The organism is Nocardia sp. SYP-A9097 (genome assembly GCF_009649815.1).
Taxonomy (GTDB): domain Bacteria; phylum Actinomycetota; class Actinomycetes; order Mycobacteriales; family Mycobacteriaceae; genus Nocardia.
Map to the genome: position 1 here is coordinate 643,531 of NZ_WJIC01000002.1, position 26,151 is coordinate 669,681.

At 66.2% G+C, this 26,151-nt stretch carries 30 protein-coding genes; 10 read left to right on the plus strand and 20 right to left on the minus strand.

Annotated features, from left to right (window positions below; genetic code table 11):
• Positions 1–73 precede the first annotated feature (73 nt).
• The 3 genes from menE (at position 74) to GFY24_RS06435 (ending at position 3,185) form a co-directional block, all read left to right on the plus strand.
• Positions 74–1,210 (plus strand): o-succinylbenzoate--CoA ligase, encoded by a 1,137-nt coding sequence (gene menE / locus GFY24_RS06425; RefSeq protein WP_153804222.1) that lies wholly within the window; start codon positions 74–76, stop codon positions 1,208–1,210.
• A 128-nt stretch (positions 1,211–1,338) separates the two neighbouring features.
• Positions 1,339–2,349, plus strand: a complete 1,011-nt coding sequence (locus GFY24_RS06430; RefSeq protein WP_153803994.1) for an ATP-binding cassette domain-containing protein — start codon at positions 1,339–1,341, stop codon at positions 2,347–2,349.
• On the plus strand, positions 2,346–3,185 hold the full coding sequence (locus tag GFY24_RS06435) for an ABC transporter permease (RefSeq protein ID WP_153803995.1): 840 nt from the start codon (positions 2,346–2,348) through the stop codon (positions 3,183–3,185). The genes GFY24_RS06430 and GFY24_RS06435 overlap by 4 nt, the downstream gene beginning before the upstream one ends.
• 161 nt (positions 3,186–3,346) lie before the next feature.
• On the opposite strand, the gene GFY24_RS06440 is transcribed toward GFY24_RS06435, so the two are convergent.
• On the minus strand, positions 3,347–6,940 hold the full coding sequence (locus GFY24_RS06440; RefSeq protein WP_228566018.1) for a BTAD domain-containing putative transcriptional regulator: 3,594 nt from the start codon (positions 6,938–6,940) through the stop codon (positions 3,347–3,349).
• Positions 6,941–7,020: 80 nt separating this feature from the next.
• Here GFY24_RS06440 and GFY24_RS06445 point away from each other — a divergent pair, with 80 nt between their 5' ends.
• Both GFY24_RS06445 and GFY24_RS06450 read left to right on the plus strand, forming a co-directional pair.
• The gene (locus GFY24_RS06445) at positions 7,021–7,476 is read left to right on the plus strand and encodes an SRPBCC family protein (protein ID WP_153803996.1); all 456 of its coding nucleotides are present in this window, start codon (positions 7,021–7,023) and stop codon (positions 7,474–7,476) included.
• Positions 7,477–7,536: 60 nt separating this feature from the next.
• The gene (locus GFY24_RS06450; RefSeq protein WP_153803997.1) at positions 7,537–8,406 is read left to right on the plus strand and encodes a 1,4-dihydroxy-2-naphthoate polyprenyltransferase; all 870 of its coding nucleotides are present in this window, start codon (positions 7,537–7,539) and stop codon (positions 8,404–8,406) included.
• Between the two features lie 2 nt (positions 8,407–8,408).
• Here the strand turns inward: GFY24_RS06450 and GFY24_RS06455 are convergent, their stop codons facing one another.
• The 4 genes from GFY24_RS06455 to GFY24_RS06470 form a co-directional block, all read right to left on the minus strand.
• Positions 8,409–8,795: a phage holin family protein gene (locus GFY24_RS06455; RefSeq protein WP_153803998.1), complete on the minus strand. Its 387-nt coding sequence runs from the start codon at positions 8,793–8,795 to the stop codon at positions 8,409–8,411.
• A gap of 70 nt (positions 8,796–8,865) precedes the next feature.
• A complete protein-coding gene (locus tag GFY24_RS06460) occupies positions 8,866–9,453 on the minus strand; it encodes a Clp protease N-terminal domain-containing protein (protein WP_153803999.1) in 588 nt (195 codons plus the stop codon).
• On the minus strand, positions 9,453–9,674 hold the full coding sequence (locus GFY24_RS06465; RefSeq protein WP_153804000.1) for a helix-turn-helix domain-containing protein: 222 nt from the start codon (positions 9,672–9,674) through the stop codon (positions 9,453–9,455). Before GFY24_RS06465 ends, GFY24_RS06460 begins: the two co-directional genes overlap by 1 nt.
• Before the next feature lie 97 nt (positions 9,675–9,771).
• Positions 9,772–10,071 (minus strand): hypothetical protein, encoded by a 300-nt coding sequence (locus tag GFY24_RS06470; protein WP_153804001.1) that lies wholly within the window; start codon positions 10,069–10,071, stop codon positions 9,772–9,774.
• Between the two features lie 140 nt (positions 10,072–10,211).
• Here GFY24_RS06470 and GFY24_RS06475 point away from each other — a divergent pair, with 140 nt between their 5' ends.
• Positions 10,212–11,087, plus strand: coding sequence for a helix-turn-helix domain-containing protein (locus tag GFY24_RS06475; protein ID WP_153804002.1), 876 nt, complete (start codon positions 10,212–10,214; stop codon positions 11,085–11,087).
• 46 nt (positions 11,088–11,133) lie between these two features.
• Here GFY24_RS06475 and GFY24_RS06480 read toward each other — a convergent pair whose 3' ends face one another.
• Both GFY24_RS06480 and GFY24_RS06485 read right to left on the minus strand, forming a co-directional pair.
• Positions 11,134–12,219 carry a PLP-dependent cysteine synthase family protein gene (locus tag GFY24_RS06480; protein WP_309230532.1) on the minus strand — a complete coding sequence of 362 codons (1,086 nt, stop codon included), beginning with the start codon at positions 12,217–12,219 and terminating at the stop codon, positions 11,134–11,136.
• Complete coding sequence (locus GFY24_RS06485; protein WP_309230533.1) at positions 12,216–12,545, minus strand: DUF4229 domain-containing protein; 330 nt, start codon at positions 12,543–12,545, stop codon at positions 12,216–12,218. The genes GFY24_RS06480 and GFY24_RS06485 overlap by 4 nt, the downstream gene beginning before the upstream one ends.
• A gap of 225 nt (positions 12,546–12,770) precedes the next feature.
• On the opposite strand from GFY24_RS06485, the gene GFY24_RS06490 reads away from it, so the two are divergent.
• From GFY24_RS06490 to GFY24_RS06495, 3 genes are all read left to right on the plus strand, one after another.
• Positions 12,771–13,004, plus strand: a complete 234-nt coding sequence (locus GFY24_RS06490) for a BldC family transcriptional regulator (protein WP_067567119.1) — start codon at positions 12,771–12,773, stop codon at positions 13,002–13,004.
• Between the two features lie 71 nt (positions 13,005–13,075).
• A complete protein-coding gene (locus GFY24_RS43275) occupies positions 13,076–13,276 on the plus strand; it encodes a hypothetical protein (protein WP_309230565.1) in 201 nt (66 codons plus the stop codon).
• Between the two features lie 98 nt (positions 13,277–13,374).
• Positions 13,375–13,650 (plus strand): hypothetical protein, encoded by a 276-nt coding sequence (locus GFY24_RS06495; RefSeq protein WP_153804003.1) that lies wholly within the window; start codon positions 13,375–13,377, stop codon positions 13,648–13,650.
• 196 nt (positions 13,651–13,846) lie between these two features.
• Here GFY24_RS06495 and GFY24_RS06500 read toward each other — a convergent pair whose 3' ends face one another.
• The 9 genes from GFY24_RS06500 to hemL form a co-directional block, all read right to left on the minus strand.
• Positions 13,847–14,200 (minus strand): glyoxalase superfamily protein, encoded by a 354-nt coding sequence (locus tag GFY24_RS06500; protein WP_153804004.1) that lies wholly within the window; start codon positions 14,198–14,200, stop codon positions 13,847–13,849.
• A gap of 324 nt (positions 14,201–14,524) precedes the next feature.
• Positions 14,525–14,752, minus strand: coding sequence for a hypothetical protein (locus GFY24_RS06505; protein WP_153804005.1), 228 nt, complete (start codon positions 14,750–14,752; stop codon positions 14,525–14,527).
• 126 nt (positions 14,753–14,878) lie between these two features.
• Positions 14,879–15,697 carry a DUF6585 family protein gene (locus GFY24_RS06510; protein WP_153804006.1) on the minus strand — a complete coding sequence of 273 codons (819 nt, stop codon included), beginning with the start codon at positions 15,695–15,697 and terminating at the stop codon, positions 14,879–14,881.
• 214 nt (positions 15,698–15,911) lie between these two features.
• Positions 15,912–16,901 carry a c-type cytochrome biogenesis protein CcsB gene (gene ccsB, locus GFY24_RS06515; RefSeq protein WP_153804007.1) on the minus strand — a complete coding sequence of 330 codons (990 nt, stop codon included), beginning with the start codon at positions 16,899–16,901 and terminating at the stop codon, positions 15,912–15,914.
• Positions 16,901–18,526, minus strand: a complete 1,626-nt coding sequence (locus tag GFY24_RS06520) for a cytochrome c biogenesis protein ResB (RefSeq protein ID WP_153804008.1) — start codon at positions 18,524–18,526, stop codon at positions 16,901–16,903. Before GFY24_RS06520 ends, ccsB begins: the two co-directional genes overlap by 1 nt.
• Entirely contained in the window at positions 18,526–19,344 is an 819-nt protein-coding gene (locus GFY24_RS06525) for a cytochrome c biogenesis CcdA family protein (protein ID WP_309230566.1), read from the minus strand. Before GFY24_RS06525 ends, GFY24_RS06520 begins: the two co-directional genes overlap by 1 nt.
• A 2-nt stretch (positions 19,345–19,346) precedes the next feature.
• Entirely contained in the window at positions 19,347–19,973 is a 627-nt protein-coding gene (locus GFY24_RS06530; protein WP_153804009.1) for a TlpA disulfide reductase family protein, read from the minus strand.
• Complete coding sequence (locus GFY24_RS06535; protein WP_153804228.1) at positions 19,970–20,575, minus strand: histidine phosphatase family protein; 606 nt, start codon at positions 20,573–20,575, stop codon at positions 19,970–19,972. Before GFY24_RS06535 ends, GFY24_RS06530 begins: the two co-directional genes overlap by 4 nt.
• Positions 20,576–21,321: 746 nt before the next feature.
• Complete coding sequence (hemL, locus tag GFY24_RS06540) at positions 21,322–22,659, minus strand: glutamate-1-semialdehyde 2,1-aminomutase (RefSeq protein ID WP_309230534.1); 1,338 nt, start codon at positions 22,657–22,659, stop codon at positions 21,322–21,324.
• Between the two features lie 240 nt (positions 22,660–22,899).
• On the opposite strand from hemL, the gene GFY24_RS06545 reads away from it, so the two are divergent.
• On the plus strand, positions 22,900–23,334 hold the full coding sequence (locus GFY24_RS06545; protein ID WP_309230535.1) for a hypothetical protein: 435 nt from the start codon (positions 22,900–22,902) through the stop codon (positions 23,332–23,334).
• A gap of 135 nt (positions 23,335–23,469) precedes the next feature.
• Here the strand turns inward: GFY24_RS06545 and GFY24_RS06550 are convergent, their stop codons facing one another.
• From GFY24_RS06550 to hemB, 4 genes are all read right to left on the minus strand, one after another.
• The gene (locus GFY24_RS06550; protein WP_153804010.1) at positions 23,470–23,712 is read right to left on the minus strand and encodes a hypothetical protein; all 243 of its coding nucleotides are present in this window, start codon (positions 23,710–23,712) and stop codon (positions 23,470–23,472) included.
• On the minus strand, positions 23,709–24,233 hold the full coding sequence (locus tag GFY24_RS06555) for a hypothetical protein (RefSeq protein WP_228566019.1): 525 nt from the start codon (positions 24,231–24,233) through the stop codon (positions 23,709–23,711). Before GFY24_RS06555 ends, GFY24_RS06550 begins: the two co-directional genes overlap by 4 nt.
• 298 nt (positions 24,234–24,531) lie before the next feature.
• Positions 24,532–25,044 (minus strand): hypothetical protein, encoded by a 513-nt coding sequence (locus GFY24_RS06560; RefSeq protein ID WP_153804011.1) that lies wholly within the window; start codon positions 25,042–25,044, stop codon positions 24,532–24,534.
• 16 nt (positions 25,045–25,060) lie between these two features.
• Entirely contained in the window at positions 25,061–26,038 is a 978-nt protein-coding gene (hemB, locus tag GFY24_RS06565) for a porphobilinogen synthase (RefSeq protein WP_153804012.1), read from the minus strand.
• Positions 26,039–26,151 lie beyond the last annotated feature (113 nt).

Genomic DNA, 26,151 nt, shown 5'->3' on the forward strand with positions numbered 1-26,151 from the left:
CCCCCACAGGTGCACGGCCACCCCACGACATGACACGATCGCGAACGTGAGCAATACCCTCCGCACCCTGCCCATGCCCACCGGTGCATCGGTAGGCGACGTATTGCCGCACCTACGGGAAGCCCTCGAGGGCAACGGCCCCACCTGGCTGCCCATACCCACCGCCGACCGCCGCGAAGCGCAACGCCTCAGCAGCAGTCTGCGACCCGGCGAGGAAATCGACGAGTCGGTGGCCCTGGTCGTCACCACCTCGGGCACCACCGGAATCCCCAAGGGGGCCATGCTCTCCGCGGCCGCACTGCGCGCCAGCGGCGAGGCCACGCACGAACGCCTCGGCGGACCCGGACAGTGGCTGCTGGCGCTGCCGACGCATCACATCGCGGGCATCCAGGTGCTGCTGCGCAGCATTCAAGCCGGCACCGAACCGGCCGTGCTCGACGTCTCGGACGGCTTCCTGCCCGAGGGCCTGGCCGCCGCCATCGGAGGCATGCGCGGACCGCGCCGATACACCTCGCTGGTGCCGACCCAGCTGATCAAGGTCCTCGACGAACCGGCCGCGACCGCCGCCCTGGCCGAATTGGATGCCGTACTCATCGGCGGCGCGGCCACCCCGAAACCGGTCCTGGAACGCGCGCGCGCCGCGGGCATCACGGTCTTCCGCACCTACGGTATGAGTGAGACCTGCGGTGGCTGCGTCTACGAGGGAATTCCCTTGGACGGCACCGAAGTTCGCATCGAGAACGGTCGCGTACTGCTCGGCGGGGCCATGCTCGCCAACGGCTACCGCAATCAACCCGAGCATCCCGCCTTCGCCGAACCCGGCTGGTTCCGCACCGAGGACGCGGGCAGCTACGACGACGGCGTCCTCACCGTCACCGGCCGCCTCGACGAGGCCATCATGACCGGCGGCCTGCTGGTCCTGCCCCAGGTCGTCGAGGCCGTCCTGATCACCCACCCCGCCATCTCCGAATGCGTCGTGCTGGGCCTCCCCGACGCACGGCTGGGCCAGCGCGTGGTCACCGCCATAGTGACGGCGCCCGGCGCTACTGCCCCCACCCTCGAAGAACTCCGCGAGCATGTGGCCGCCGAACTCGACGCCATCGCCGCGCCCCGCGAACTCGCTGTCCTGCAAGAACTCCCACTGCGCGGCCCCGGCAAGCCCGACCGGGCAGCATTGCGCGAATACCTCCAGTCGACCTCCCGCAACTGATCCATCCGGCGGATCCGCCTTCGTCATCCGGCGCGGGCGGGGTCGCAAGGCCCCTGCAAGCGCGGCTTGCGTGATCGCGCAATAGCGGTGCAAGGGTGGTGTAAGGGCTGGTCCGCAGAGTGTGTGTCATGACTTCATACACACCTGCTGAGGCACTCGCCATCGAGGCGAATGACCTGGTCAAGATTTTCGGGGAGCAGCGGGCTGTCGACGGCGTGAGCCTGGCGGTTCCGCGCGGCGCGGTGTACGGCGTACTCGGCCCGAACGGCGCCGGGAAGACCACCACCATCCGTATGCTCGCCACCCTCTTGAAGCCCGACGGCGGCAGCGCCCGCATCTTCGGCCGCGATGTGCTGACCGAACCCACCGCGGTGCGGTCCCTGATCGGCGTGACCGGTCAGTACGCCTCGGTCGACGAAAAGCTCACCGCCACAGAGAATCTGGTGATCTTCTCGCGGCTGCTCGGCCTCTCCAAGACCGATGCCCGCCGCAAGTCGGCCGAACTGCTGGAGGAGTTCGGACTCCAGGAGGCCGCCAACAAGGCCCTGGAGAACTTCTCCGGCGGCATGCGCCGCCGCCTGGATCTGGCCGCCAGCCTGATCTCCACTCCCCCGCTGCTGTTCCTGGACGAGCCGACCACCGGTCTGGATCCGCGCACCCGCGCCCAGATGTGGGAGACCATCCGCCGCCTGGTCCGCGAGGGCTCGACGGTGCTGCTCACCACCCAGTACCTGGACGAGGCCGATCAACTGGCCGACCGGATCGCGGTCATCGACCGCGGCAAGGTCATCGCCGACGGCACCTCGGACGAGTTGAAGGGTTCGGTCGGGCTGTCCGCCCTGCAGCTCACCCTCGAGGACCGCGGGCGCATCGAGGAGGCGCGCGCCCTGGTCTCGGAGTACCTGTCCCGCGGCGCGGGCAAGACCGTCGAGGCCACCGTCTCCCCGGAGGCGGGTCGCATCACCGCACCGCTGCCCGATCCCGCCATCACCACCGACATCCTGATCCGGTTGCGCGAGCACGATATTCGGGTCGAGGAGATCAACGTCAGCAAGCCCAGCCTGGACGAGGTGTTCTTCGCACTTACCGGACACGGCGCCGAGGACGACACCATCGATACCGAAAAGAGCGCGGCATGACCACCACACTCACCGCCCCCGCCAAGCACGCGGCCGTCGCCCCGGCCCCCATTCCCGAGGTCAGCAATCACATCAGTCTGAAGAAGACTGCGCAGAATTCGCTGACCATGGCCTATCGCGGCCTGCTCAAGATCCGGCACAATCCGGAACAGCTGTTCGATGTCACCGTGCAGCCGATCCTGTTCACCGCCCTGTTCGCCTTCATCTTCGGCGGCTCCATCGGCGGCAGCGTCTCGGCGTACCTGCCCCTGCTGATCCCCGGCATCCTCGTGCAGACCGTGGTGCTGACCTCGGTCGCCACCGGCACGCAGCTGCGTGAGGATATGGACAAGGGCGTCTTCGACCGCTTCAAATCCCTTCCCATTGCCCGTATTTCGGCACTCGCGGGCGCCCTGCTCGCGGATATGGTGCGCTACGGTCTGGCGACCACACTCACCATTCTGGTCGGCCTCGCGCTCGGTTACCGGCCCGAGGGCGGCGTGACCGGAGTCGTCCTGGCCGGACTGGTCGTGGTGTTCTGCTCCTTCGCCATCAGCTGGATCTGGGCGCTGGTCGGCGTCACCGGTAAGAGCGCGGCCGCGGTGCAGGGCATCTCCATGATGATCATGTTCCCGCTGACCTTCATGGGCGGCACCTTCGCTCCGGTCGACAAGATGCCGGGCTGGCTGCAGGGCATCAACAAGGCCAATCCGGTCTACTACATGTGCAATACGGCCCGCGAACTCATGAACGGCACCGGTGTCACCGCCAACCTGGCATGGTCGCTGATCGGCGGCGTCGTGGTGATCATCGTCTTCGCCCCGCTCGCACTGCGCGCGTACATGCGCCACGCCTGAGCGAATTCCACTTCATGCCCGTCCACCGAATCCACGGTGGGCGGGCATTTTGCCGTGCTGCTCGGCCCTGCCGGGCCTGCTCGGTGCGGATACCGAATTCCATTGGGAGGCAATGGTGCAACGCCCCGGTCAGACCGTCTCCGAAACCACCGTGCTGCTGATCATCGGTGCGGCGGCACTGGCTCTGGTGGGCTGGCGGCTACTTCGTTCAGCAGCTCCATAATGCGCGGCGGCGCGGTCCGGCGATTGAAGTGCGCCACGGCCCGGACCGCCGCCGCCAACCGCTCCGCACCCACCGCGGGCTGATGGAACTCCAGGTGCCGCTGCCAGCGCATGGACGGATAATCCTGCCGGGCAAACACTTTCGGCGCGAGCGCGAACAATTCCACCGCCCGGCCGGAACCGCCCTCGATGGCGAGCAGATAGCTCCCGACCGCAGTGGCCACCGCACCGATCTGCGGCAGATCCCAGTACTGCCCGAGCTTCGGCACCGCCGATTCGACCAGCTGATCGACCAATTCGGCCATCGAGTCGGCCCGGCCGTGCAACACATGCGCGTCGATCACCGCCGAGGCCGTCATCAGATCGCCCGGGCCGGGCGCGGCCGTACCGGTCGGCCAGGCCAGCAATGCCAGTGACTGCAAGTAGCGGGCCAGTCCGGTGTCGATATCGCCCTCGGCCAGTTCGATCTCCGCCAATCCGGAGGTCACGGTGGCACGCCGATGGTTGGGCTGCACTGTGGTGCGCAGATCGGCGGGATCGACGCCTACACCCGACAGCAGCGGCACCAGTTCCTTGCGCGCCTGGTCGATCTGCCCGATACCCACCAGCGAGACGGCGAGATAACTCCGGATCTCGATGCTCTCCTCATAGGCTTGCAGCTTGATGAACAGTTCGGCGGTGCGCCGGTAGTACTCCACGGATCGGCCGTAACGCGCGGACTGCCCGTACATCCCGCCGAGATGCTGGCACACCATGGCGGTGCCCCAGAGATCGTTCTGCCCACCGGATTCCAAGGCGCGCACCGCATCTCGAATGGAGCCGTGTACGTCACCGGAGTTCTCCCGGGCATTGGCGCGCAACAGCAGCGCCGCCACCCGGGTGCGCGCGTCCTCGGAGTACACGCCGTCATTGAGCTTGCGCGCCAGTTTGCGGCTGTCCACCCGGAGTGCGGCCGTCTCGCCGAGGAAACGGAAGGCCGGACTCAGTTCCACCCCATCGCGCACCAGCCGCCTGATTCGGGCGCGGGCGCGCACCAACTCGCGGGTGCCGCCACCCAGGTACATCAGGTGCAGACCCAGAATGAGCTGACCGAACATCTGCAGGTCGGCCTCTTCGACACCGATCGGGCCGGTGCGCAGGGGAATGGCCGCGATGCGGCTGGTCCAGGACATCAACTCCAGGTGGTGCCCGCGCATCACCCATAGCAGCGCCAGAACCGGGTACACCGCGTGCGAGGTGGCGCTGTCGCGGCCGTCGACGGCGTACCGCAGCACCGCGCTCAGATTGTCGACCTCGGCGGCGACACCGAGCACCACCGACACCTGGTCTTCGGTGTGATAGCGCCGCATCGCGTCGATCGCGAATTCCCTTGCCCAGCAGGCCATCCGATCCATTACCCGGTCGGACTCGCCGGTCGCGACGAGCTGCTCCTCACCGAATTCGCGGACGGTCTCCAGCATCCGATAGCGGGTGCCGTCGTACTCGGAGTCGTCCGACTCCAGCACGGTGAGCAGGGATTGGCCGACCAGGCCGTCCACAGCCGTTGCGGCATCGGCGATTTCGTCCCCGGCGAGCACCACCTCGGCAGCGGCGAGGGTGAAGCCCGCCGGGAATCGGCACAGTCGGCGCAAGGCGGTGCGCTGTTCACCATCGAGGAGGTTCCAGCTCCACTCGATCACCGCGTGCAGCGTGCGATGCCGCTCCGGTGAGCTGCGGTCCCCGCTGCGCAGCAGCGCGAACCGGTGATCGAGCCGGGACTCGATCTCCTCCACGCTCATGGTGCGGGTGCGCGCCGCCGCGAGTTCGATGGCCAGCGGCAGCCCGTCCAGGGTGCGGCAGAGCCGGGCCACCGCCTCGGGGTCCAGTCGCACCGACGGCCGTACCGCGCGGGCCCGCGCGGTGAACAATTCGGTGGCCGGGGAGCCGTGTGCGTCGATGGTCAAGGGCGGCAAAGGGTATACCGTTTCGGCGGTGATCTGCAGTGGCGCGCGGCTCGTGGCGAGCACCGTGAGCTGATCACTGGAGCCCACCAGATCGGCGACCAGCTCGGCCACCGCGTCCACCAGATGTTCGCAATTGTCCAGAATCAGCAGCATCGGCCGCGAGGACAGCGCCTCCCGCAGCCGCCGTCCCAGATCCCGGTTGCGGTTCGCGCGCAGAATGTTCGAGTCCCGGCTGAACTCGCCCACCCCGAGGGTGCCCGCGATGGCCGCCTCGATCTCGGCCCGCGTCTCCGCATCCCCCGCCGGATCGGCCCGTAGCGAAGCCAATTCGACCAGGGCCACCGTCCGCTCGTGCGCCACCCGCGCACCCAGTTCATTGGCCACCCGGGTCTTGCCGGTCCCGCCCGGCCCGAGCACCGTGGTCACCCGCGACCCATGCAAAAGCCCTTCCAGCGCATCGATATCCGCCTCCCGCCCGAGCAGCGGATTCGGTGCGGCTCGCAATCCGATCGCCGCGCCGACGACTTCCGCAGCCTCGCCACGCGAGGACACCGCATAACTCGCCGCGGCCGTCAGCTGCGACAAGCGCCCCGCGGTGGTCGGACCCGACCACGTCGAGGGTTCGGTAAGCGCCGCGCCCCGCCCGGTAGCCGATCCGTCGGTGCTGTACGGGAATTCGCGCAGGGTCGACGGTTGGTGGTCCCCGTATCCCGCATCGGAATTCGTCGTGGCCGAATGATCCACCACAGCGGGATGGCCATCGCGATTCGGTCCGGTCGGCCGGGAACCCGGGAGCGGTTCGCCACGCAGCAGTGCAGTGTTCATGGCGGTGAGGGCCGGACCCGGGTCCGCGCCGAGTTGGTCGACAAGGCGGGTTCGGAAGGAGGCGAACACATCCAGAGCCTCATTGCCGCGGCCGGCGGCCGCGAGCAGTCGCATCAGGGTGGCGTGCGCGGGCTCGTCGAAGGGCTGGGCGGCGGCCGCGGCGCGGGCCAGGGTGAGTGCGCCCGGCAGGTCACCGATGGTTTCGCGGGCCTCGAGTTCGAGGGTGTCCAGGGCTTGTCGGCGGGCCGTGGCGAGTTCGGTGAGTTCGTCGGCGACCGAGCCGGGCGGTAGATCGGCGGCTGGATCGCCGCGCCACAGGGCGCGCGCCTCGTCGATCGAGGCCAGGCAGGCCGCGTCATCGCCGCTGGTATGCGCTTGTCGCGCTCGGGTTTCCAGCTGCTGAGCCAAGGTCAGGTCGACCTGGTCCGGGCGCAGGACCAGGCGATATCCGGCTGGGCCGATCTCCAGCGCGCCCTCGGGCAGGGTGGAGCGCAGCCGGGAGACCTGGGTGTGCAGGGCGTTCATGGGCGCGCGCGGCGGATCCTCGCCCCAGACGTCGTCGATGAGGGCCTGGGCGCTGCGACTGCGCCCGGGGTGGGTGGCGAGGGCGGCGACCAGTAGGCGCGCCCGGGCACCGGGTACGGGTGCGAGGCCACCGTCGCGGCGTACCGCGACCTCGCCCAGCAGGGCCAGAAGAACCGCGTCGCCCGCGGGGGCTCGCCGGGCGGTACCGGCGCTGCTAGAACTGCCTGTTTCCGAAAACATTCCTCGCCAATCCTAGGTGAGTGCCGCCGGGGGTGCGTGATTCACGGGATCGGTCGGTGCGGTCGCCTACGCTGGCGATCATGACCGAATTCGACATCGTGCGGGACACGGTCATCAAGGCCGATCCCGCCCGGATCCAAGCGCTCGTCGACGACTTCCACCAGTGGCAGCAGTGGTCGCCGTGGGAGGGTCTGGATCCGACCATGGAACGCACCTACAGTGGTGCCGATCGGGGTATCGGCGCCAGGTATTTCTGGAGTGGCAACCGCAAGGCCGGGCGTGGCGATATGGAGATCACCTCCGCCACCTCGCAGGCCATCGGCATCCGGTTGAACTTCGAGAAGCCGATCAAGAACACCAATCAGGTGACCTTCGAATTCATCGCACAGCCCGAGGGCACCGCGGTGAGCTGGCGCATGACCGGTGAGCGCACCGGCATGATGGCGCTCATGGCCAAGGTGCTGCCGATGGATCGCATGGTCGGCAAGGATTTCGAGAAGGGCCTGGCCCAGTTGAAGGCCGCCGCCGAAGGGTGAGCGGGTAGCGGCCACCACACCGGCGGGTACTGCCGGAACCCTCGCACTAGGCTGCGATACATGGCTACTGCAGCACAGTGGATCGAGGGCGCTCGGCCGCGCACTCTGCCGAATGCGATCGCTCCGGTCCTGGCGGGCACGGGGGCCGCCGCCTCGATCGATGGCGCGGTGTGGTGGAAAGCGGTGCTGTGCCTGCTGCTTTCGCTGTCCCTGATTATCGGCGTGAACTACGCCAACGATTACTCCGACGGTATTCGCGGCACCGATGACGATCGGGTCGGGCCGCTGCGCCTGGTCGGTTCGAAATTGGCGAGCCCGGGCGCGGTGCGCAATGCCGCCATCGGCTGTCTCGCACTGGGTGCGGTGCTCGGCCTGATTCTGGTCGTGACCAGCGCCTGGTGGCTGCTGCTGGTGGGCGCGGCCTGCCTGGCCGGGGCCTGGTTCTACACCGGCGGCCGGAACCCGTACGGCTACAGCGGTTTCGGTGAGATCGCGGTGTTCGTGTTCTTCGGCCTGGTCGCGGTGCTGGGCACCCAGTTCGTGCAGGCCGGGCGGGTCGACTGGGCCGGACTGGCCTGTGCGGTCGCGGTGGGCGCGTTCTCCAGCGCGGTGCTGGTCACCAATAACCTGCGCGATATTCCGACCGATTCGGTCAGCGGTAAGACCACTCTCGCGGTGCGCCTGGGCGATACCCGTACGCGCACACTGCATGTCGTGCTGCTGGCGGTCCCGTTCCTGGCCACCCTGACATTGGCCGCACGCACCCCGTGGGCGCTGGTCGGCCTGCTGGCATTGCCGCTCGCCGTCAAGGCCAATGAGCCGGTCCGCACCGGGAAGAACGGGCCGGAACTCATTCCCGCCCTTGCCGGTACGGGTTTGGCGATGTTGATCTGGTCGGTCGGCAGCGGATTGGCACTGACCTTCGGCTGAGCTCAGTCCTCGTCGGGGACGAGAATCCCGAGCACCCAGTTCACCAGAGTGATGATGATGGCGCCCCAGATCGCGGCCCAGAATCCGTTGACATGCAGCTGGTAGTCCGTGTGCTCGGTGATCTTCGAGGTCAGCCACAGCATGAGTGCGTTGACGACCAGCAGGAAAAGCCCGAGCGTCAGCACCACCAAAGGCAGTGACAGCAGTTTCACCAGGGGCTTCACCAGCGCGTTCACGATTGTGAAGATCACCGTGATCACGGCGATCACAATGAGCTTGTCGGTGGTCGTGGCGGGGTCGGCGGGACCGTGGATCTCGATTCCACCGACCCATACGGACGCGAGCCAAATGGCCACACCGTTGATCAGCAGACGTAGCAGGAGCGTCATGCCCCGATCGTAGGGCGCGAACGCCTCCGGCGGTGATCTTCACACGCGTTCGTACCTTTGGAGCCCGCCCTCAGGCCGCGCGGTCGAGATAGTCGCCGACCGCGGTGCGGAGTGTGCGGGTGGCGGTCTCGTCGCCGAGCAGCCGCCGGGTGGTGGCATTGGGCGCGCGCAGGATGCCGAGCAGGAGGTGTCCGGCCTCGATGCGGTCGTCGCCGCGGGAAATCGCTTCGCGCAGTGACAGTTCCAGCACCTTCTTGGTGTCCGGGTCGAATCGGATGTGCCCGAAGTCCATGCCGCGGCTGCTCCGGAACCGCCCGCGCCGGGGTTCGTCCGCGGGGACGGCGCGATCGAGCGCGTCCTCGCCGAAGGTGGCTTCGAGGCTTTCGCGCACGGCATCCAGGTCGATCCCGATGGAGCGCAGCGCTTGCGCGTCCTCTTCACCGAGCGGCTCGGTGGTTCGCTTGTGCATCAAAGCCTCTCGTACCGTGTCGGCGGTATAGCCGCGGTCGGCGAGTAGCTGCTTCAAACCGGTATCCGGGGAGACCAGCAGCCCGAGCAGCACATGCTCCATTTCGATTCTCGGCGAACGCAATTCGCGCGCCTCCTCCTGTGCGATGACGATCGCGTATTTGGCCGCCTGGTCGAATCGTTCGAACATCAGCGGATACCGCCCTTCCGGTTGTACTTCTGGTGGACCGCCTGCCGGCTGACCTCGAGCGAGTCCGCGATGGCCTGCCAGGACCAGCCCTGCTTGCGGGCATTGCCGACCTGGATGGCTTCGAGTCGTTCGAGCAGCCGACGCAGGGCGAGGACCGCGCGGAGCCCGACCTGCGGGTCGGGGCTGCCGGCGGCGGCCGCCAGAGTCGTTGCTTCACTCATGAGCGTCAATTTACGTTGACACCCTGAGCGTGTCAACGAAAATTGACACAATCGGAATTCGGGTTCGCTTGCGGCGAAGAAGGTTCAGTTCAGCGGTTCAGCTCCACGGCACGAACGGCGCGTAATCGCACACATGCCCGTCCACCCAGCCCCACACCGCCTCGGGTTCGACCTCGACGCCGCCCTGCAGGCGCAGCCGCCAGCCGCGCTCTTCTTTCTCCCAGATATCGCCGTCGCGGTCCTCGTAGAGCCCGAATGCGGCGGGCTCCCAGGCGTTCACGACCCCGCCGGCGGTCACCACCCGCTGCGGTCGGGTGACCTCAGTTCGTCCGGCGGCCATGACCCACGACCCGACCGTCACATTGACGTCAGCCACCAGTCCCGGTTGCTGCCCCAACTCGACTCCTGAATTGTTGTTGTTTCAAACTATTGGAGCAGAACGGGATACCGCGCACCCCTCATCGCCCTACCCGTGGGGGTATCACTCGGCAACCGCGTGTGTACCAGACGGTTATACAAGTAAGGTCACCCTAAGTAATGAATGGAGTGCCAACGTTCGGCGAGTACATTCGCCAGCGCCGGACGGCAGCGAACCTCACTCGCCCACAATTGGCCTGGCTGGCCAACCTATCGGCGCCCTACCTGACCAAGATCGAGGGCGGCGCGAACCCCTCCCGCCGGGTCATCGAATCCCTCGGCACCGCATTGCAATTACAGCCCGTCGAGTACGAGTATTGCCTGACCTTGGCCGAAGGGCCGTTCCCACGCGCCGAACCGGATCACCCCACCGCCAACGATCTCGAGTACCTGGAGCTTCTGAACCCCAAGATCGCGGCGTACATGTCCGGAACCATGAACATCCTGGCCGTCAATACCGCGCACGCCGAGGCGTTCCCACAACTCGATCCCGGCCGCAATTACCTAGAATGGCTGCTGCTCAATCCGGTGGCGCGAACCGTCCTGGTCGACTGGCAGGGCGAGGCACAGCAGGCCGTCGGCATGTTCCGCATGCTGCTGGCGCGACAGGGACCGGACGAGCAGACCGAGCAGATCATCGAGAACTGCACGGCCAGTCCGGAGTTCGAGCCCCTGTGGCGCAATGACTTCGTCGCGAGTGACCGACGCGACCGCACGAAGCTGGTTCGTGATCCGAAAACCCTTGCCATCACCGAGCTGCGCGTGAATTTCTGGCGCACCTCCTCGACCCTGCAGTCGTGGATGCTCATGGTCGGCGCGGGGGTCGATCAACCGCTGGCGGTCACCCGTCCAGTCATGCGGGAGAAGCCGCGAGCGTCAAGGGCCATTAACACGGGCGAGACCGCAAAGAGACCTGACGGGCGACCGAATATGAATGCTTCACTTCGCGAGCCAACACCCACTCAGCCGTTTCAGCAAATCAGCGGCAAACAATAGGAAGGGTGATCAACCCTTCTCAGCCGACCCCTGTGCGGTGCGCAAACTAGCCGGACCAAGTACCGGTGGTGATGAATCGATCGATGATCGCGGTCGGTTCGTCCAGGGTCAGCCCCTGACCGGCAACCCACTCGTCATTGAAATAGGTTCCGGCATAACGGTCCCCGCCGTCACACAGCAGGGTGACCACACTGCCGCTGCGCCCCGCGGCGATCATGTCGGCAATCAGGGCAAACGCACCCCACAGATTGGTGCCGGTGGACCCACCGACCCGACGGCCGAGCACCCCGCCGGCATGCCGCGCGGCGGCGATCGAGCCCGCGTCGGGCACCTCGATCATGCAGTCGACGACCTGGCCGACGAAGGACGGCTCCACCCGCGGGCGGCCGATACCCTCGATCCGGGACGGCATGCCGGTCTGATAGCCCGCGTCCGACAGCTCGTAACCGCCGTAGAAGGCCGAATTCTCCGGATCCACCACAGCCAGTTTGGTGGCGTGCCGCCGATACCGGATATAGCGGCCGATGGTCGCGCTGGTACCGCCGGTACCCGCGCCCACCACGATCCACTCCGGCACCGGATGCGTCTCCAGGGCCAGCTGCTGGAAGATCGATTCGGCGATATTGTTATTGCCCCGCCAGTCCGTCGCCCGCTCGGCATGCGTGAACTGGTCCATGTAGTGGCCGTTGCATTCGCGCGCCAAACGCGCTGCCTCGGTATAGATCTCGGGGCCCTTCTCGACCAGGTGGCTGCGCCCGCCCTGCGCCTCGATGAGCGCGATCTTCTCCGGCGAGGTGGTGGCGGGCATGACCGCCACGAAGTCCAGGCCCAGCAGTTTCGCGAAATACGCCTCGCTGATGGCGGTCGAACCGGAGGATGCCTCCACCACGGTGGTGCCCTCGGTGACCCAGCCGTTGCAAATGGCGTACAGGAACAGTGATCTCGCCAGGCGGTGTTTGAGACTGCCGGTGATATGGGTGGATTCGTCCTTGAGATACAGCTGCACACCCCAGTCGGCGGGCAGCGGATAGCGCAGCAGATGGGTATCGGCGCTGCGCTGGGCGTCGGCGTCGATCAGCCGGACCGCATTGTCGACCCAGTCGCGGGGCGCCGAGCGATCGCAGCGTTTCACTTGTCTTCGCCTCGCAGTCGCGTCATGAGCTGCTCCCGGTCCTTACGCCGCTTCGCGTCCACGGCGGCGATGTCCTTGTTCACCTGTGTCCGAAGCTTTTTGAACAGCGCCATCGACAGTGGCATCGCGATGAGCAGCGCGAACAGTGCGGCGATGATGAGTGGGAGGTCCACGTTCACAATGGCCGCGACGCCCATGATGATCGCGGCGAGAAGCACGACCAGGCCGAGCCGGGCGACCGTATAGAGGGCCAGATGCTTGGCCAGTCGGCGGCCCGCGCTCTCCGGTGGGGTTTGGTCACTCGCGCCGGGGGTTGCGTCACTCACGGGAACAGCCTAGGTGACGGGGATTCGGGCATACGCGGTGCCCTCTGCCCGAATGTCGCTGGATATTCGCTGCATCGGGGCGATTCGTGACCGCGAACACAGTACGGATATCCGTTTTGTCTATTACTTCCCCTTTACCAAATCGAGACTGTTCGAACACTCGGGGGGTGCAGTGCAACGATGTCGCTACTGATGAGGGATCTGACAAAACGGAAAGGTTTGCGAATGACTGCGTTCACCGCGGCGAGCCGCGTAATGGGTTCCGTCAACAGCCAGGACACCCTGCTCACCCCCGGCCAAGTAGCAGCAATGTTCCATGTCGATCCGAAGACCGTTACCCGGTGGGCTCATGCGGGTCGGCTCGGCTCACTGCGGACCCCGGGCGGTCACCGCCGGTTCCGCGAAAGCGAAGTTCTGCAGCTCCTGCGCTCTCTCACCACCGAAGCAACTCGCGTCTAAAACCCTATTTCCCATTCCGCGGTGCTGCGGGTACGGACACGGATTACCCTCGTTGGCAGGAGGTGAGCGACGTGACGTACCTGTTGGCACTGATTGCGGTAGTGGCCGTCGCGATGTTGTGCTGGAAAGCATTCGGGCCCCAGCGACCGGCCCGCACCGGCACAGCATCGGCACCACGCAACCGCATAATCGGTCCCGATGACGATCCCGATTTTCTCTGGCGACTCTCGCGCCAGCACCGGGATGGCGAACCCGGCTCTCCTGATCACTAGGTCAAATACAGACCGGTCGGCATCCTTCTAGCAAACCGACCGGCCTCCTTTTCCCAAGCGCATACTGGTGTCATCCGACGCGACCGGGAAGGTGCCCAATGGAAAAGGACGAAAACCTCTCACAGGACGCGCGCCGCAAGCAGGGCGACACCCACTCCGCCGAGCGCCGCCAGCAACGCCGCGACCTCGACGCCGCCCGCCTGGCCTCCGGCACCGGCCCACCCCCCGACCCCCTGCTCGAACCGATGCAGGCCAAAGTCGCCGAAAACAACCACACCGACAACCACAAATGGGACCGCGCCCGAGCCAAGGAAGCCGCCACCGAAGCGGTCAAACTCGCCAACGCCGACCCCAACAACCCCGAACTCACCTAACCCCCAATCCCCGCCACCATCCAGGCCGGCGGGGACACCCATGTCAGCCACACCCACTTCCCCACCGCCCCAAGCGAATTCGCCTCTCGCCCCGCACCACCTAGTGCCGAACGTGCAACCTCGGCGGGGAAAACGACATATCGCCGCCATGAGTGCACGCTCGCGGCTGGTCGATGGGTGCGCGAGCGTCCGAACGCTAGTCGTGGTGGGCGACGATGTTGAGGATGTTGCCGTCGGGGGCTCGGACGAAGAAGCGGCGGACGCCCCAGGGTTCGGTGGTTATTGGGTGGACTATTTCGTAGCCGAGGCTCTGGGCTTCTTCGTAGGCGGCGTCGACGTCGTCGGCGTGGACCGAGATGACCGAGTCGACGGGGGCGCCGGCGTCGCGGGTGACGAGTTGGAGGTTGGCGCCGGTGTCGGGGGAGGTATAGCGGGCAACCCAGCCCATATTGAATTCCTCGGTGCTCAGGCCGAGGAAGTCGGTGTAGAAGGATTTCGCCGCCTCGATATCGGGTACCGGGAGGTTGGCCACTATGCGTTTCGCGCGCATTTCATGCTCCTGTCTCGCGACGGATAGGCGTGTCAATCCTACGAGCGACAGATTCGGGGGCGCGGATTTCGGGGGCAGTGGCGGTCGGGGCACGAGTTTTGCCGGATACGCCGGGGGTGTTCGCTGCCATAACGTTCTCGCCCGCAAGGGAATTGGCCCGGTGGCGAACAACTGCCCACCCGAATCGCCCCGGACAGCCACACCATCACCATTTCGCAGGATCCGGACGAGAAGAAGACCCTCTCCACCCTCAATTACGAACAGCCGCAACAGAATCGGCTCATCCTGACTGGTCGGCTGGCGGGCCGCCCCATCCGAATTCAACTAGACCTGATCCCGCTCGACCACTATCCCGCGGTCTCCCGAGGTTTCCACCGGGTGCAGGCGACGCCCTATATGCGCCAGACCGTGCGCCTGACGGGTGCTGTGCGCATACGCGGCGCACGTTTCCCGCCGCCGATAGTCGAGGTCGGTGCCGCCGCCGAGGCGCGAGGCAATACGCAGGGTGAGCCAGATGCCGACCGGCAGGACGGCCGAAGCAGGATCGATCACGACGTCTCCCAAGGGATTCAGGTACGCGCTGTCACAGACATATGGACAGTACAAGCGCGCACGACCCGGAACCCAGCTTGGTGTGACGTGATGTCTCACTCATTCGAGATGCGGTACGCCTGATTCTCACTCGGCGACGGAGAGACGACCGTGGGCCGACCTGAGGTACTCGAAAAGTGCCTGGAAGACAAAGAAATTCGGGATCCGGCTGATCGGGGTGTTGGTCAGGTTGAAGAATTTTCCCGCCACCCCGACCGAGACCTGCCCCTGCGTGAGAGCCAACTCTTCCACCCGGTCCCAGGGGGCGGATTTGCCGCCGGAACCAACCTCACCGGCGCTTATCCACAGGTCGCCGAACGCGACCCGCTCCCCCGCCCGCACCTTGGCGACCGCATTCGGCAACTGCGCGTCGGTGACGGCCCGCTGCACCGCCGGCCCCCATTCCCGCACATTCGAGAACGCTTCATTGAGCACCGCGCGAGCGCCCTCGGGGGAACTGAATATGTAGTGATAGGTGGTGCCTTGAAACGCGCCATTGCGATAGTGATTGGTGATGTTCTGCAACACCTCGGCGGTCTCATAGCGGAATACGCACACCCCGCCGGGCAGAGCGGCGACCATGCCGTGCTCGAACAGATCGAGTCGACTGCCTGCCACCTTCCGGTCATAACGCCAGGTGCGCCACGTTCCCATCGGCACCGCCAAAATCAATATGGCGGAGACGAATCCGGCCAGCGCCTGCAACCACTCCAGTCCGGCCGCCACCCCGACCGCCGTCAATGTCGCCGTGCCGAGAAGTAGGTAGCAAGCCTTCCGCACTCCGGCCCAATGGGCGGGCGCCGCCGGATAAACCGCACGATGCGCACCCAACCCCGCGCGCGCGGCCCCCTCCCAGATCCGCCGCCAGAGTTCCGAATCCGGTGTGGACGCAACACTATCCGCCATGAGACCCCCCTAGGTGCCAAGTCTTTTCCTAGGCAAAGGGTATCGGATCGGATAACGAGACACGAACCTACATACGACAGCTCAGAGCGTTTCACTTGCGAAATACAACGATCAAGTTCTATCCGATAGCGGTCGCCGAATCACGTCCCGTACCGATACGAAAAACCCCGGTACCTAAATACCGGGTGATTCCGAGAACCTCAGGCGGACAGCGCTAGTTGAGGCCCGCGTAGCTGTGCAATCCGCTCACCACGATGTTGATGATGAAGAGGTTGAAGAGCATTGCTATGAAGCCGGCGATATTGATCCAGGCGGCTTTGGTGTCTCGCCAACCTGAAGTGGCGCGGGCGTGGAGGTAGGCGGCGTAGAGGACCCAGGCTATGAAGGAGCAGGTTTCTTTGGGGTCCCAGCCCCAGAAGCGGCCCCAGGCGGCTTCGGCCCAAATGGCGCCGAGGATTACGCCGGTGCCGAAGATCGGGAAGCCGATGATGGTGGTGCGGTAGGCGAGGCGGTCCAGCATTTGGGCGTCGGGGAGGCGGCGGGCCAATTGGCCCAGGAGGTTGTCGGATTCGTGGCCGGCGGGCTGCCACATGCGGAATAGGAACAGCAGGCTGGCTACGCCGGATACCAGGAATACGCCGCTGCCGATGGATACGACCGTCACGTGTACGGGCAGCCAGTACGACTTCAGGGCGGGGACCACGGGGGCCGCGTCCACGTGCAGTTTGGTGCCCGCCAGGAACAGCAGGATGAGGACGGGCAGCAGCAGGAACGCCCACATAGCGCGGTAGCGCTGATCACGCAGCAGCACCAGGCCGAGCAGAACCGCCGCGGCACAGGCCATGCTGATGAACTCGAACATATTGCCGAGCGGGAAACGGTGAGTCGCGAAGCCGCGCAATACAATCGAGACCGCGTGTGCGCCGAAGCCGACGAACAATACGGCAAAAGCCATATTGCCCAGGCGTTCCGGGAACGGACGCCGAGCTCGTTCGGTGGGCACGATGCGCCCCGGCACGTCGGGAGCCGCCGCGGGCACCGGCTCCGAACCGCCGCCCACGGTGACCAATTCCCGTGCGGTGGTGGGCACGGTGCGGGTGATGGCGAACTGCCACACCAGCATGATCCAGACCAGCGCGTAGATCACGATGGCCGATTTGAACGCGAGATCGCTGTAGGACGCGATGGTCTCGTCGATCGGCATTATTTGTCTCCCGTGTTCTCGGTCAGCAACCGTTCACGCAATCGGTCGAATTCGCCGCCCCAGCCCGCTTGATCGGTGCGCGCCAATCCGCCCATTTCTACTACGGTACGTCGTACTCCATCATCCTGCGCGTCGGGGTACACCCGCAACCAGATGCGCCGCCGCTTCACCAGCAGCGACACCAGCAGACCCGCCATCATGGCGAGCGCGCTGATCAGCACCCACTGCTGCGCCGGATCATGCGACACCTGCAGATTCACGAACTCCCGCGCACCATCGAAGGTCACCTTGGTGCCATCGGACAGCATCGAGGATTCCCCGGGCTTCAAATTCACCCGCTGCTCCTTGACCAGCCGCCCCTGCTTGATCATCTCCGGATCCAGCGAGAACAGCGACTGCGCGCGACCGGTATCCAAACCGGTATCGCCCTTGTAGATATCGACCGCCACCATCGGATCCCGCATGGCCGGATACATGGAGGTCAGCAGCGAACCGTGCAGCAGTGCGGTCGGCGCGAAGAGGCCCTGGATCGCGACCTGATGCTGCCGCCGTTCCTGCTCGCTCGGATACATGCCACCCGGCGGATCGATACGCAGCACACCCGAGGACAGGAAGGTGGTGGCATCGTCCGGCTTCCACTGAATGGTCTCGGTACGCGTCTGCCCGTTCGGGAACGTCACCGTGAAGGTCGGCGCGAAACCGTGGCCCTGCAGGTAAACCCGGTCACCGGCGACTCGCAGCGGATGATTCACCTGAATACTGGTGTCCCGCCAGGTCCCCGAATCCAGATCATTGCCGGACTGATATTGGATATCCGAGGAGAACATGGCGGCCTGACCATTGGGCAGGTAATCCGCCTTGAAGTTCTTGACCCGCACACACATCGGCGACAATCCGGTGCCGTCGTTCACATTGCCCGCGCGAAACGAGTCGAATACCGCGGGCGAGGTGGTGCAGAAACCCGGGCCGTCATCGGCGATGACGACCACATTGCCCTCATAACCGAACAGCTTGCCGATGGCGATCGCGAGCAGCAGACCCACCAGCGCGAGATGGAAGACGAGATTGCCCGCCTCGCGGATGTACCCCTTCTCCGCGGAGAGCGTGATCTCACCGTCGCGTGTCCCCGGCTGCACCGCGGTTCGCCAGCCGCGCAACTCTTTCCGAGCGCGCTCGATGACCTCATCCGGTGTCCCCGCATCGGATCCGCTGTAGTTGCGCGGTAGCCGCGACAGATTGCGCGGCGCCTTCACCGGCGGCGTGCGCAGCGCCCGATAGTGATCGAGCACGCGCGGCAGAATGCAGCCCACCAGCGAAACGAACAGCAGCACATAGACGGCCGTGAACCAGGCGCTGGAGAACACGTCGAACAGTTGCAGGCGATCCATCCATGGACCCAGCGTCGGCCGGTCCGCGATGTACTGATCGACCTTCTGCTTGTTCAGACTGCGCTGCGGCAGCAGCGCACCCGGAATCGCGGCCAGGGCCAGCAGGAACAACAGCATGAGCGCGGTGCGCATACTGGTCAGCCCGCGCCACGTATTACGCAGTACGGCAAGCACTCTGCGCGGCAGCGACGGTCGCGGCGGGCGGGCGGGGGCGGGGGTTTCGAGGGTGGCAGTCATCAGATCGGCAGGGTCACATTCGAGACGAAGGCGTCGCGGATCCAGGAGATGAACTGGTCCCACGCCCCGGTCACCAGGGCGATACCGACGGCAACCAGCAGGATGCCACCGATCACCTGAATGGTGCGGGAATTACGGCGCAACCAGCCGACACCGCGCAATGCGGTCGCCGACCCGAACGCCAGGATTACGAACGGCAGGCCCAGGCCCACGCAGTAGGCCACGATGAGCGCGACACCGCGCGCGGCAGTGGTGCCCTCGGTGCCCGCCGAGACGGCCATGACACCGGAGAGCGTGGGGCCCAGGCACGGTGTCCAGCCGAGCGCGAAGACCGCACCGAGCAGGGGTGCGCCGATGAGGCCACTCAGGCGACGCGGCTCCATCCGGGTGTCACGCTGCAACGCGGGAATGAGTCCGATGAAGGCCAAGCCCATCAGAATGGTGACGCCGCCGCCGATGCGTTGCAGCAGTTCACGATTCATATTGAGAGCTTGGATCGTGCCGAAGACCGTGGCGGAGGCCAGCACGAAAACTATCGTGAAACCGAGTACGAAAAGTCCCGCCGCACCCGCGACCCGCATCCGCCCGCGATTGCGTTCGACGACAGCGGTCTGCTTGGCCGATTCCACGGTGACCGGCGGAGCCTCCGCACCGACGACACCCGCGAGATACGAGAGATAACCGGGCACCAGCGGCACCACACACGGCGAGGCGAACGACACCAACCCGGCCAGCACACAGGCGCCGAGCGCGAGCAGCAGTGGCCCGGTGGCGGCGGTCTGCTGGAACGAATCACCAACGCCGGCAAGGACTGTCACGTTCACTGCTGACCTTCCTTGGCCAGCTTCTCCACAACCGGCTGCAGATCGGTGGCGAGCAGCGACCGCAGGAAGACCGCCGCGACCCGATGCTCCCGATCCAGCACAATCGTGGTGGGAATGACGCTGGTCGGGAACTTACCGCCGAGCGCGAGCAGACTCCGCATGGACGGGTCGTAGATCGACGGGTAACCGACCTTGTTGTCGGTGACGAAATCCTGCGCCTTGTCCTGCTGGTTGTCGCGCACATTGATACCCAGGAAGGCGACGCCCTGATTCTTGGTGGCGTCGTAAACCTGTTCCAGCGCAGGCGCTTCCGCGCGGCACGGGCCACACCACTGACCCCAGATATTGACGACCACGACCTTGCCGGGGAAGTCGTCCACCGAGGTGGTCTTCCCGGCCGTCATGAGATCCGGGCCGGACAACTTGCCGATCGTCCCGCGCGACTCCGGCGGATCATAGAAGATATCGGTCTTACCGCCGGGCGAGACGAAATCGAATGTCCCGCCCTGCGCTACCGCGTCCTTGCCTGCGGTCGAACAACCGGCGAGCACCGCCACCAGGGACAGGCTCGCCAGCAAGGTCGACACGGTGCGTGCGAAGGTGCCGGACGCGGTCCCGCTCATGCCCCCGTCACCTTGGGATCCGAGGCGCCCGCGGGTTCGCTGTAGACAATGTCGATCAACGTATCGCCCTGGTACACAAGCGAAGTCATGGAGGCGAGCGAGCACTGCCGGTTCCGCGGGTCATGCCAGAGCCGCTGCCCCTGCAGGAAGCGGCGCAGCGTCCACACCGGCAGCTGATGCGAGACCAGCACGGCCTCGCGCCCCGCCGCCTCGACCCGAGCCTTGTTCACCGCGGCCAGCATCCGATGCGCGATCTGCAGATACGGCTCACCCCAGGACGGCGTGAACGGATCGCGCATCTTCCACCAGTGCCGGGGCTTGCGCAGCGCGCCGTCACTCATCGACACCCGTAGACCCTCGAAGGTGTTCCCGGCCTCGATCAGATTGTCATCGGTGCGGATAACCAGATCATGGTGCAGCGCAATGGGTTCCGCGGTCTCCTGCGCCCGCTGCAACGGCGAGGCCACCACCAGCGCGATATCGTGATCGGCCAGCGACCGCGCCACGGCCTGCGCCTGCGCCCGCCCCGTCACCGACAACTGGAACCCGGGCAGGCGACCGTACAGAATCCCCTTCGGATTGTGCACCTCACCGTGCCGCATGACATGCACGATCGTCTCGACATCATCGGCCACATCGCCGGGCAGTATGAAACCATTTGCGGCAAGGGCGGATTCGCCCGCATCGGACAGGGCAGCGGACTCATCCACGGCGGCAGCGGCGGTGTCCGAAGTCTCCGCCACCCCACCCTCGGAGTTCGATTCCTCATCCGAATCGGTGGCGAACACGACATCCTCGGCGAAATACCCTCCGGCCGTTTCGACCTCGGCCACCACCGGCTCCTCGGCAAAGAAATCCGTTGCGGCGGAGTCGATCTCGGCATCGTCGGCGGCATTCGGCGCGGCATCGGCCGGAGCCGCTCCGGTAGAGGCGGCGGTCCATTCGGCCACGGCGGCGGCCAGATCCGCGGGCGATGCCTCGGTCTCGGCTGAATCGGCGGTGGACACCGGATCAGCGGATGTTCCACCCTCGACGCTCGGCGCTACGGACGTGGACTGCTGCGCGGCAGCGTCCGAATCGCCCTCGATGGCAACCGTTTCCGGGTCAACGGAAACCACTTCCGCTTCGGCGACGGCAGCGGTGGCCTGCTTGGCGACATTCTTGGCCCGGGCAGCGGATTTCTTTGCGGGCGAAGGGGTTTCAGCCGGAGAGACGGCGATGTTCTCACCGGTCTCGGCGAGCTCGTCCTCGGCCTGGCGGATGGAGTCCAGCAGGCGGGAGGCTTCGGCCGGGGTGAGGGGGGCCGGATGTGGGTCGGGGGCGGGTAGACCGGTGTCGGGATGGGAGGTCACGCGGCGGATCCTTCGGGGGTGGCGGCAGCCGCGGCACGCGCGGCGGCGGGGAGGGCGGCGGCGATGCGGTCGAATGCGTCCTCGTCGAGTACCGCGGAGACGAACCATGCCTCGAAGGCGCTCGGCGGCGCGTACACACCGGCGTCGAGCAGGGCATGGAAGAAGGCGGGGAACCGCCACGTCTCGGCCGCCTTGGCGGCGGCATAGTCGGTGACCGGGGTGTCGGCGAAGAACACGCTCACCATATTGCCTGCGAATTGCACCTGATGCCGGACGCCTTCGGCCGCGAGCGCGTCACCGAGCAGCGCGCCGAGGCGCTTGGAATTACGGTCGAGCGCCGCGTAGACCTCGGCATCGGCGGCGCGCAGCGTGGCCAGGCCCGCCGCCACCGCGACCGGATTCCCGGACAGTGTGCCCGCCTGATAGACCGGGCCGAGCGGAGCCAGCCGATTCATGATGTCCGCGCGACCGCCGAAGGCCGCGGCGGGCAGGCCACCGCTCATCACCTTGCCGAAGGTGTAGAGGTCGCCCGCGACACCTTCCAGGCCGTACCAACCGGACGCGCTCACCCGGAATCCGGTCATGACCTCGTCCATGATGAGCAGCGCGCCATTGTCCCGCGTCAGCATGCGCAGGCCCGCGTTGAATCCGGGCAGCGGCGCGACCGCGCCCATATTGCCCGCCGCCGCCTCGGTGATGACACAGGCGATCTGCCCGGGATGCGCGGCGAAGGCGGCCTCGACGGCGGCGAGATCGTTGTACGGCAGCACGATGGTGTCGGCCGCCTGCGCACCGGTGACACCCGGCGAGGTCGGCAGACCCAGGGTCGCCAGGCCCGATCCGGCGTCGGCGAGCAGCGCGTCCACATGCCCGTGGTAGCAGCCGCTGAACTTGATGATCTTGGTGCGCCCGGTGAATCCGCGCGCCAATCGGACCGCGCTCATGGTGGCCTCGGTGCCCGAGTTCACCAAGCGCACCCGCTCGACGGGTTCCACCCGCGCCGCGATGGCCTCGGCGAGCAGAATCTCCGCCTCGGTCGGCGCACCGAACGACAACCCACCCACGGCCGCGCGTTGCACGGCCTCGACGACCTCCGGATGCGCGTGCCCGAGAATCATCGGACCCCACGAACACACCAGGTCGATGTACTCGTTGCCGTCGGCATCGGTCAGTGTGTACCCGCTCGCGGATTTGATGAACCGCGGCGTCCCACCCACCGAATTGAAGGCCCGCACCGGCGAATTCACGCCACCCGGAATGACCGCCGCGGCGCGTTCGAAAAGCTGGGCTGAGACCGGCACCGACGCCTGGCTCACACGCGGAGAAGAACTCACGGCACCCAGTCTCTCAGCCGCCCGCGAGCCCGCCGACGACAGGGTGTAGGAGAGTGGGTTGTCCCACACCGAACCCGTCATCTTCGCACCTGTTCGCGCGTCCCGCATCCGCTAGGTCTCCCCCGCCGCCGATCCCGGGCCGACTGTTCGTCGCCGCAGGTGACAGCTCCGCACATCACGCATCGAGGGGCAACACGCCGGAATCGTTCGGGCGCAACATCGATCGCTGAAGAGTTGCTGGTGCGTAATCTCACGGCACAGGGAGCGGGCATCGAGAGAGGGCTGAACAGTATGCGGGTCGGTGCGGGACTACTGGTGGCGATGGGCATTTCGGCGGGACTGATCGCAGGGGCCGGGCAGGCGAGCGCGGGGACTCCGATCGCCCAGCCCGATCAGGGGCGAATCGGTGTGGCGTTATCGCATGACGAGACAGCCGCTCTGGCGGACGGGCCGATTCCGGCGGTGGTGAGCATGTTCGTGCCACTGAGCCGGATGGGCGCGGGGCTGAAGCCGGACACCACCATCTACCGCGACGACAGTGGCGGCGTGCATGCCTCGCTGCGGCAGGTGGTGGCGGAGGCCGCCGATCACCCCGACGGCTCCGTGGTCGTCTATTTCAATGCGCCAGGAACCCGCGGCGAGCGGGTGCTGGATATTTACCAGAACTGGGGCTGAACACAATTGGGTGCCGCTACGACAGCGGCACCTCCAGGCAGAATGCCGCCCAACCGGTGCTGAACAGGCAATTCAGCTGTGGTGAAAGCAGGTCCGGCCAGGAGAACGACACCATCGGCAGCTGCGTCATGGATGTCATTCTCCGCGCGTGCGAACGCCCCTGGCGACCATATCGATGAAGATGAGCCCGGCAATGATCGCCGAAGCGGCGGATCCGGCCAGCCACGGCCCGGAATACCTGGTCGCCGAGAATCCGGGCGCGTCCGCGGTCGGGGTGAACCACCCCGTCTGCACTCCATTGCGCCAGCACCAGAGGCCGGCGACCGCGACGAGCGCGGCGATCACGAATTCGGCGATTACGGCGAGCCAGCGCATCACCGCGCCTCCTTCTCCTCGTCGCTGCCGGAGTCCTGCTTCGTATCGGAACCGCCGAGCGCCGTCACCGCCGCCGTCAGCTCGGCGCGCAGGGTGTGGTGGTCCCGCGCCCACGCCTGCGCCAGGCTGCCGTCGCGCAGTTTCAGTCCGATGCCCTTGCGCCGCCGCGGTACTCCGGTGAGTTCACCGAGTGCGCGCGCCGATTCCCAGTCCTCATCATCCCAGGACTCTTCATCGAGTTCCGGCAACACTTCGGCAATGTTGCGCAGCGGCAGCGTTTCGGTGCCTTCGCGCAGCGTGTCGGGGGTGAGTTCGACACTGATATGGCGCTTTCCGGCAATCACCTGCAACCAGACGAACCCGGCGAGCAGCAGGCCACAGAAGATGAGCCCGAACCAGTGCGCCTCGCCGCCGCGAATAACCTCCAGCCCCAGCACGATTCCGCACAGCACGGGACCGTAGGCGATGGTGCGGTAGCGCGCACCGGGCTCGGAGAACAGCACGTTCGCGGCGGGGTCGGTCATAGGTAGAACCTAGCGGGGCCGGGCGAACCGGACGATCGGCGCATTGCGCTCAGGCGAGCAGGCCCGGAATCAACAGCACGGCGAGGGTGAGCAATCCGAACACGAAGAGCAGACTCAACCCCAGCACGTCGCGCCGAAGGCTGTGTGGTTGTTGAATAACCACTCGCATCGTTGCCTCCGCCTCTCCGGAACCGAACGCGCCATGCCACAACGCATGACGGACGACTTCCGGTTCCCGAACCATCTGTGACAGCCCTCACCTTACCCGGTAGTACGCCTGTAACAAACTCCGCAGTATTCATAGCGGTCCGGGCCGGAAGTGCGGCTCGGAATCGGTTCGGTGACAAAGGAATACGGCGCCACCGGCCAGCACCGCCTGCACGATCGCGGCCCCACCGGCGACCACGCCCGCCACCCCGGACTGGGTGGTCTTACCGAACATCGCCAGCGCCGCGCCGAGCACCAGGAAGAACCCGTATCCGGTGAGAACCGCACGCGCCCAATTCTTTCCACGCCACAGCTGATACACCACGGCCGCGCCGGCACCGTTCAGCGCCAGCCACAGCAGCGCGATCACCGTCAACCCCAGCAGCACCTGTAATTGCGCCTGCGCCAAGGTCAATGGCGTACTCGTCCCCTGCGCGCGATCGACCATCTCCTGCGCCAGCGCACCACGCTGCCCCAACTGGGAGACCAGCACCGCGATCACCTGCACCACACCGAGAGCCAATGCCGCACACCAGAGCTGGCAGGAGGTGCGCACATCCTCGGGCACCGGGTGCGCACCCGTTGGGGGGATCATCGAATTCACGGCGGGCAGAACCTGCTCAGCCAAGCCAGTGCGCGGCTTCGGTGGCCCAGTAGGTGAGCACCATATCCGCCCCCGCGCGCCGAATACCCAAGAGCGACTCCAGAATCGCGCCCCGCCGGTCGATCCAGCCGTTCTGCGCGGCGGCAGTGATCATCGCGTACTCGCCGGAGATCTGATAGGCCGCCACCGGAACCGTCGAACGGTCCGCGACATCGCGCAGAATATCCAGATACGACATGGCGGGCTTCACCATGACGATATCCGCGCCCTCCATGAGATCCAGCTCCAGCTCGCGAATGGCCTCGCGGCGATTGGCCGGATCCTGTTGGTAGGTACGGCGATCGCCCTCCAGCGAGGAACCCACCGCCTCCCGGAAGGGACCGTAGAAGGCGGAGGCGTACTTGGCGGCGTAGGCCAGAATCGCGGTGTCGATATGCCCGGCCGCGTCCAGTCCCGCGCGGATCGCACCGACCTGACCGTCCATCATGCCGCTGGTGCCGAGCAGGTCCGCGCCGGTCTCGGCCTGCGCGACGGCCATGTCGACGTAGCGCCGCAGGGTGGCGTCATTGTCGACGCCGCCGTCCGCGCCGAGCACGCCGCAGTGGCCGTGATCGGTGAATTCGTCCAGGCAGGTGTCGGCCATCACCACCGTCGAGCCGCCGACCTCGTTGACCAGCGCGCGCAGTCCGCGATTCAGGATGCCGTTCGGATCGCTGGCCTGGCTGCCGTCCGCGTCCTTGTCTTCGGCGCGCGGCACGCCGAACAGCATGAGTCCGCCGACGCCGGCCGCGACGGCCTCCACCGCGGCCTTGCGCAGCGAGTCCATCGAATGCTGGTAAACGCCTGGCATGGAAGAGATTTCGCGCGGTTCGTCGAGCCCGTCGGCGACGAACATGGGGAGCACCAATTGCCGTGGCTGCAGTGTGGTTTCAGCCACCAGGCGACGTAGAGCTGGGGTGCGGCGCAACCGCCGTGGGCGGTCCATTCCGGTCATAGGGCGATGATATGCCCGTGCCGTCCGCCCTGCGCGAGGGCCTCCGGAGGTTTGCCGCGTATGTCCCGTAAACCTTTGTGAGCAGCGGACTTTGTCGGTGGTCCCGAGTAGAA

What these genes read in the sequence shown, in the direction of transcription:
- menE (WP_153804222.1), top strand. Translation starts at nt 74, where the DNA reads ATGCCCACCGGTGCATCGGTAGGCGACGTATTGCCGCACCTACGGGAA.
- GFY24_RS06450 (WP_153803997.1), top strand. Translation starts at nt 7,537, where the DNA reads ATGGCTACTGCAGCACAGTGGATCGAGGGCGCTCGGCCGCGCACTCTG.
- GFY24_RS06430 (WP_153803994.1), top strand. Translation starts at nt 1,339, where the DNA reads ATGACTTCATACACACCTGCTGAGGCACTCGCCATCGAGGCGAATGAC.
- GFY24_RS06500 (WP_153804004.1), bottom strand. Translation starts at nt 14,200, where the DNA reads ATGCGCGCGAAACGCATAGTGGCCAACCTCCCGGTACCCGATATCGAG.
- hemB (WP_153804012.1), bottom strand. Translation starts at nt 26,038, where the DNA reads ATGACCGGAATGGACCGCCCACGGCGGTTGCGCCGCACCCCAGCTCTA.
- GFY24_RS06460 (WP_153803999.1), bottom strand. Translation starts at nt 9,453, where the DNA reads ATGTTCGAACGATTCGACCAGGCGGCCAAATACGCGATCGTCATCGCA.
- GFY24_RS06465 (WP_153804000.1), bottom strand. Translation starts at nt 9,674, where the DNA reads ATGAGTGAAGCAACGACTCTGGCGGCCGCCGCCGGCAGCCCCGACCCG.
- ccsB (WP_153804007.1), bottom strand. Translation starts at nt 16,901, where the DNA reads ATGCCGATCGACGAGACCATCGCGTCCTACAGCGATCTCGCGTTCAAA.
- GFY24_RS06510 (WP_153804006.1), bottom strand. Translation starts at nt 15,697, where the DNA reads ATGGCGGATAGTGTTGCGTCCACACCGGATTCGGAACTCTGGCGGCGG.
- GFY24_RS06520 (WP_153804008.1), bottom strand. Translation starts at nt 18,526, where the DNA reads ATGACTGCCACCCTCGAAACCCCCGCCCCCGCCCGCCCGCCGCGACCG.
- GFY24_RS06455 (WP_153803998.1), bottom strand. Translation starts at nt 8,795, where the DNA reads ATGACGCTCCTGCTACGTCTGCTGATCAACGGTGTGGCCATTTGGCTC.
- GFY24_RS06475 (WP_153804002.1), top strand. Translation starts at nt 10,212, where the DNA reads ATGAATGGAGTGCCAACGTTCGGCGAGTACATTCGCCAGCGCCGGACG.
- GFY24_RS06490 (WP_067567119.1), top strand. Translation starts at nt 12,771, where the DNA reads ATGACTGCGTTCACCGCGGCGAGCCGCGTAATGGGTTCCGTCAACAGC.
- GFY24_RS06445 (WP_153803996.1), top strand. Translation starts at nt 7,021, where the DNA reads ATGACCGAATTCGACATCGTGCGGGACACGGTCATCAAGGCCGATCCC.
- GFY24_RS06495 (WP_153804003.1), top strand. Translation starts at nt 13,375, where the DNA reads ATGGAAAAGGACGAAAACCTCTCACAGGACGCGCGCCGCAAGCAGGGC.
- GFY24_RS06535 (WP_153804228.1), bottom strand. Translation starts at nt 20,575, where the DNA reads ATGCGGCACGGTGAGGTGCACAATCCGAAGGGGATTCTGTACGGTCGC.
- GFY24_RS06555 (WP_228566019.1), bottom strand. Translation starts at nt 24,233, where the DNA reads ATGACCGACCCCGCCGCGAACGTGCTGTTCTCCGAGCCCGGTGCGCGC.
- GFY24_RS06440 (WP_228566018.1), bottom strand. Translation starts at nt 6,940, where the DNA reads ATGTTTTCGGAAACAGGCAGTTCTAGCAGCGCCGGTACCGCCCGGCGA.
- GFY24_RS06435 (WP_153803995.1), top strand. Translation starts at nt 2,346, where the DNA reads ATGACCACCACACTCACCGCCCCCGCCAAGCACGCGGCCGTCGCCCCG.
- GFY24_RS06530 (WP_153804009.1), bottom strand. Translation starts at nt 19,973, where the DNA reads ATGAGCGGGACCGCGTCCGGCACCTTCGCACGCACCGTGTCGACCTTG.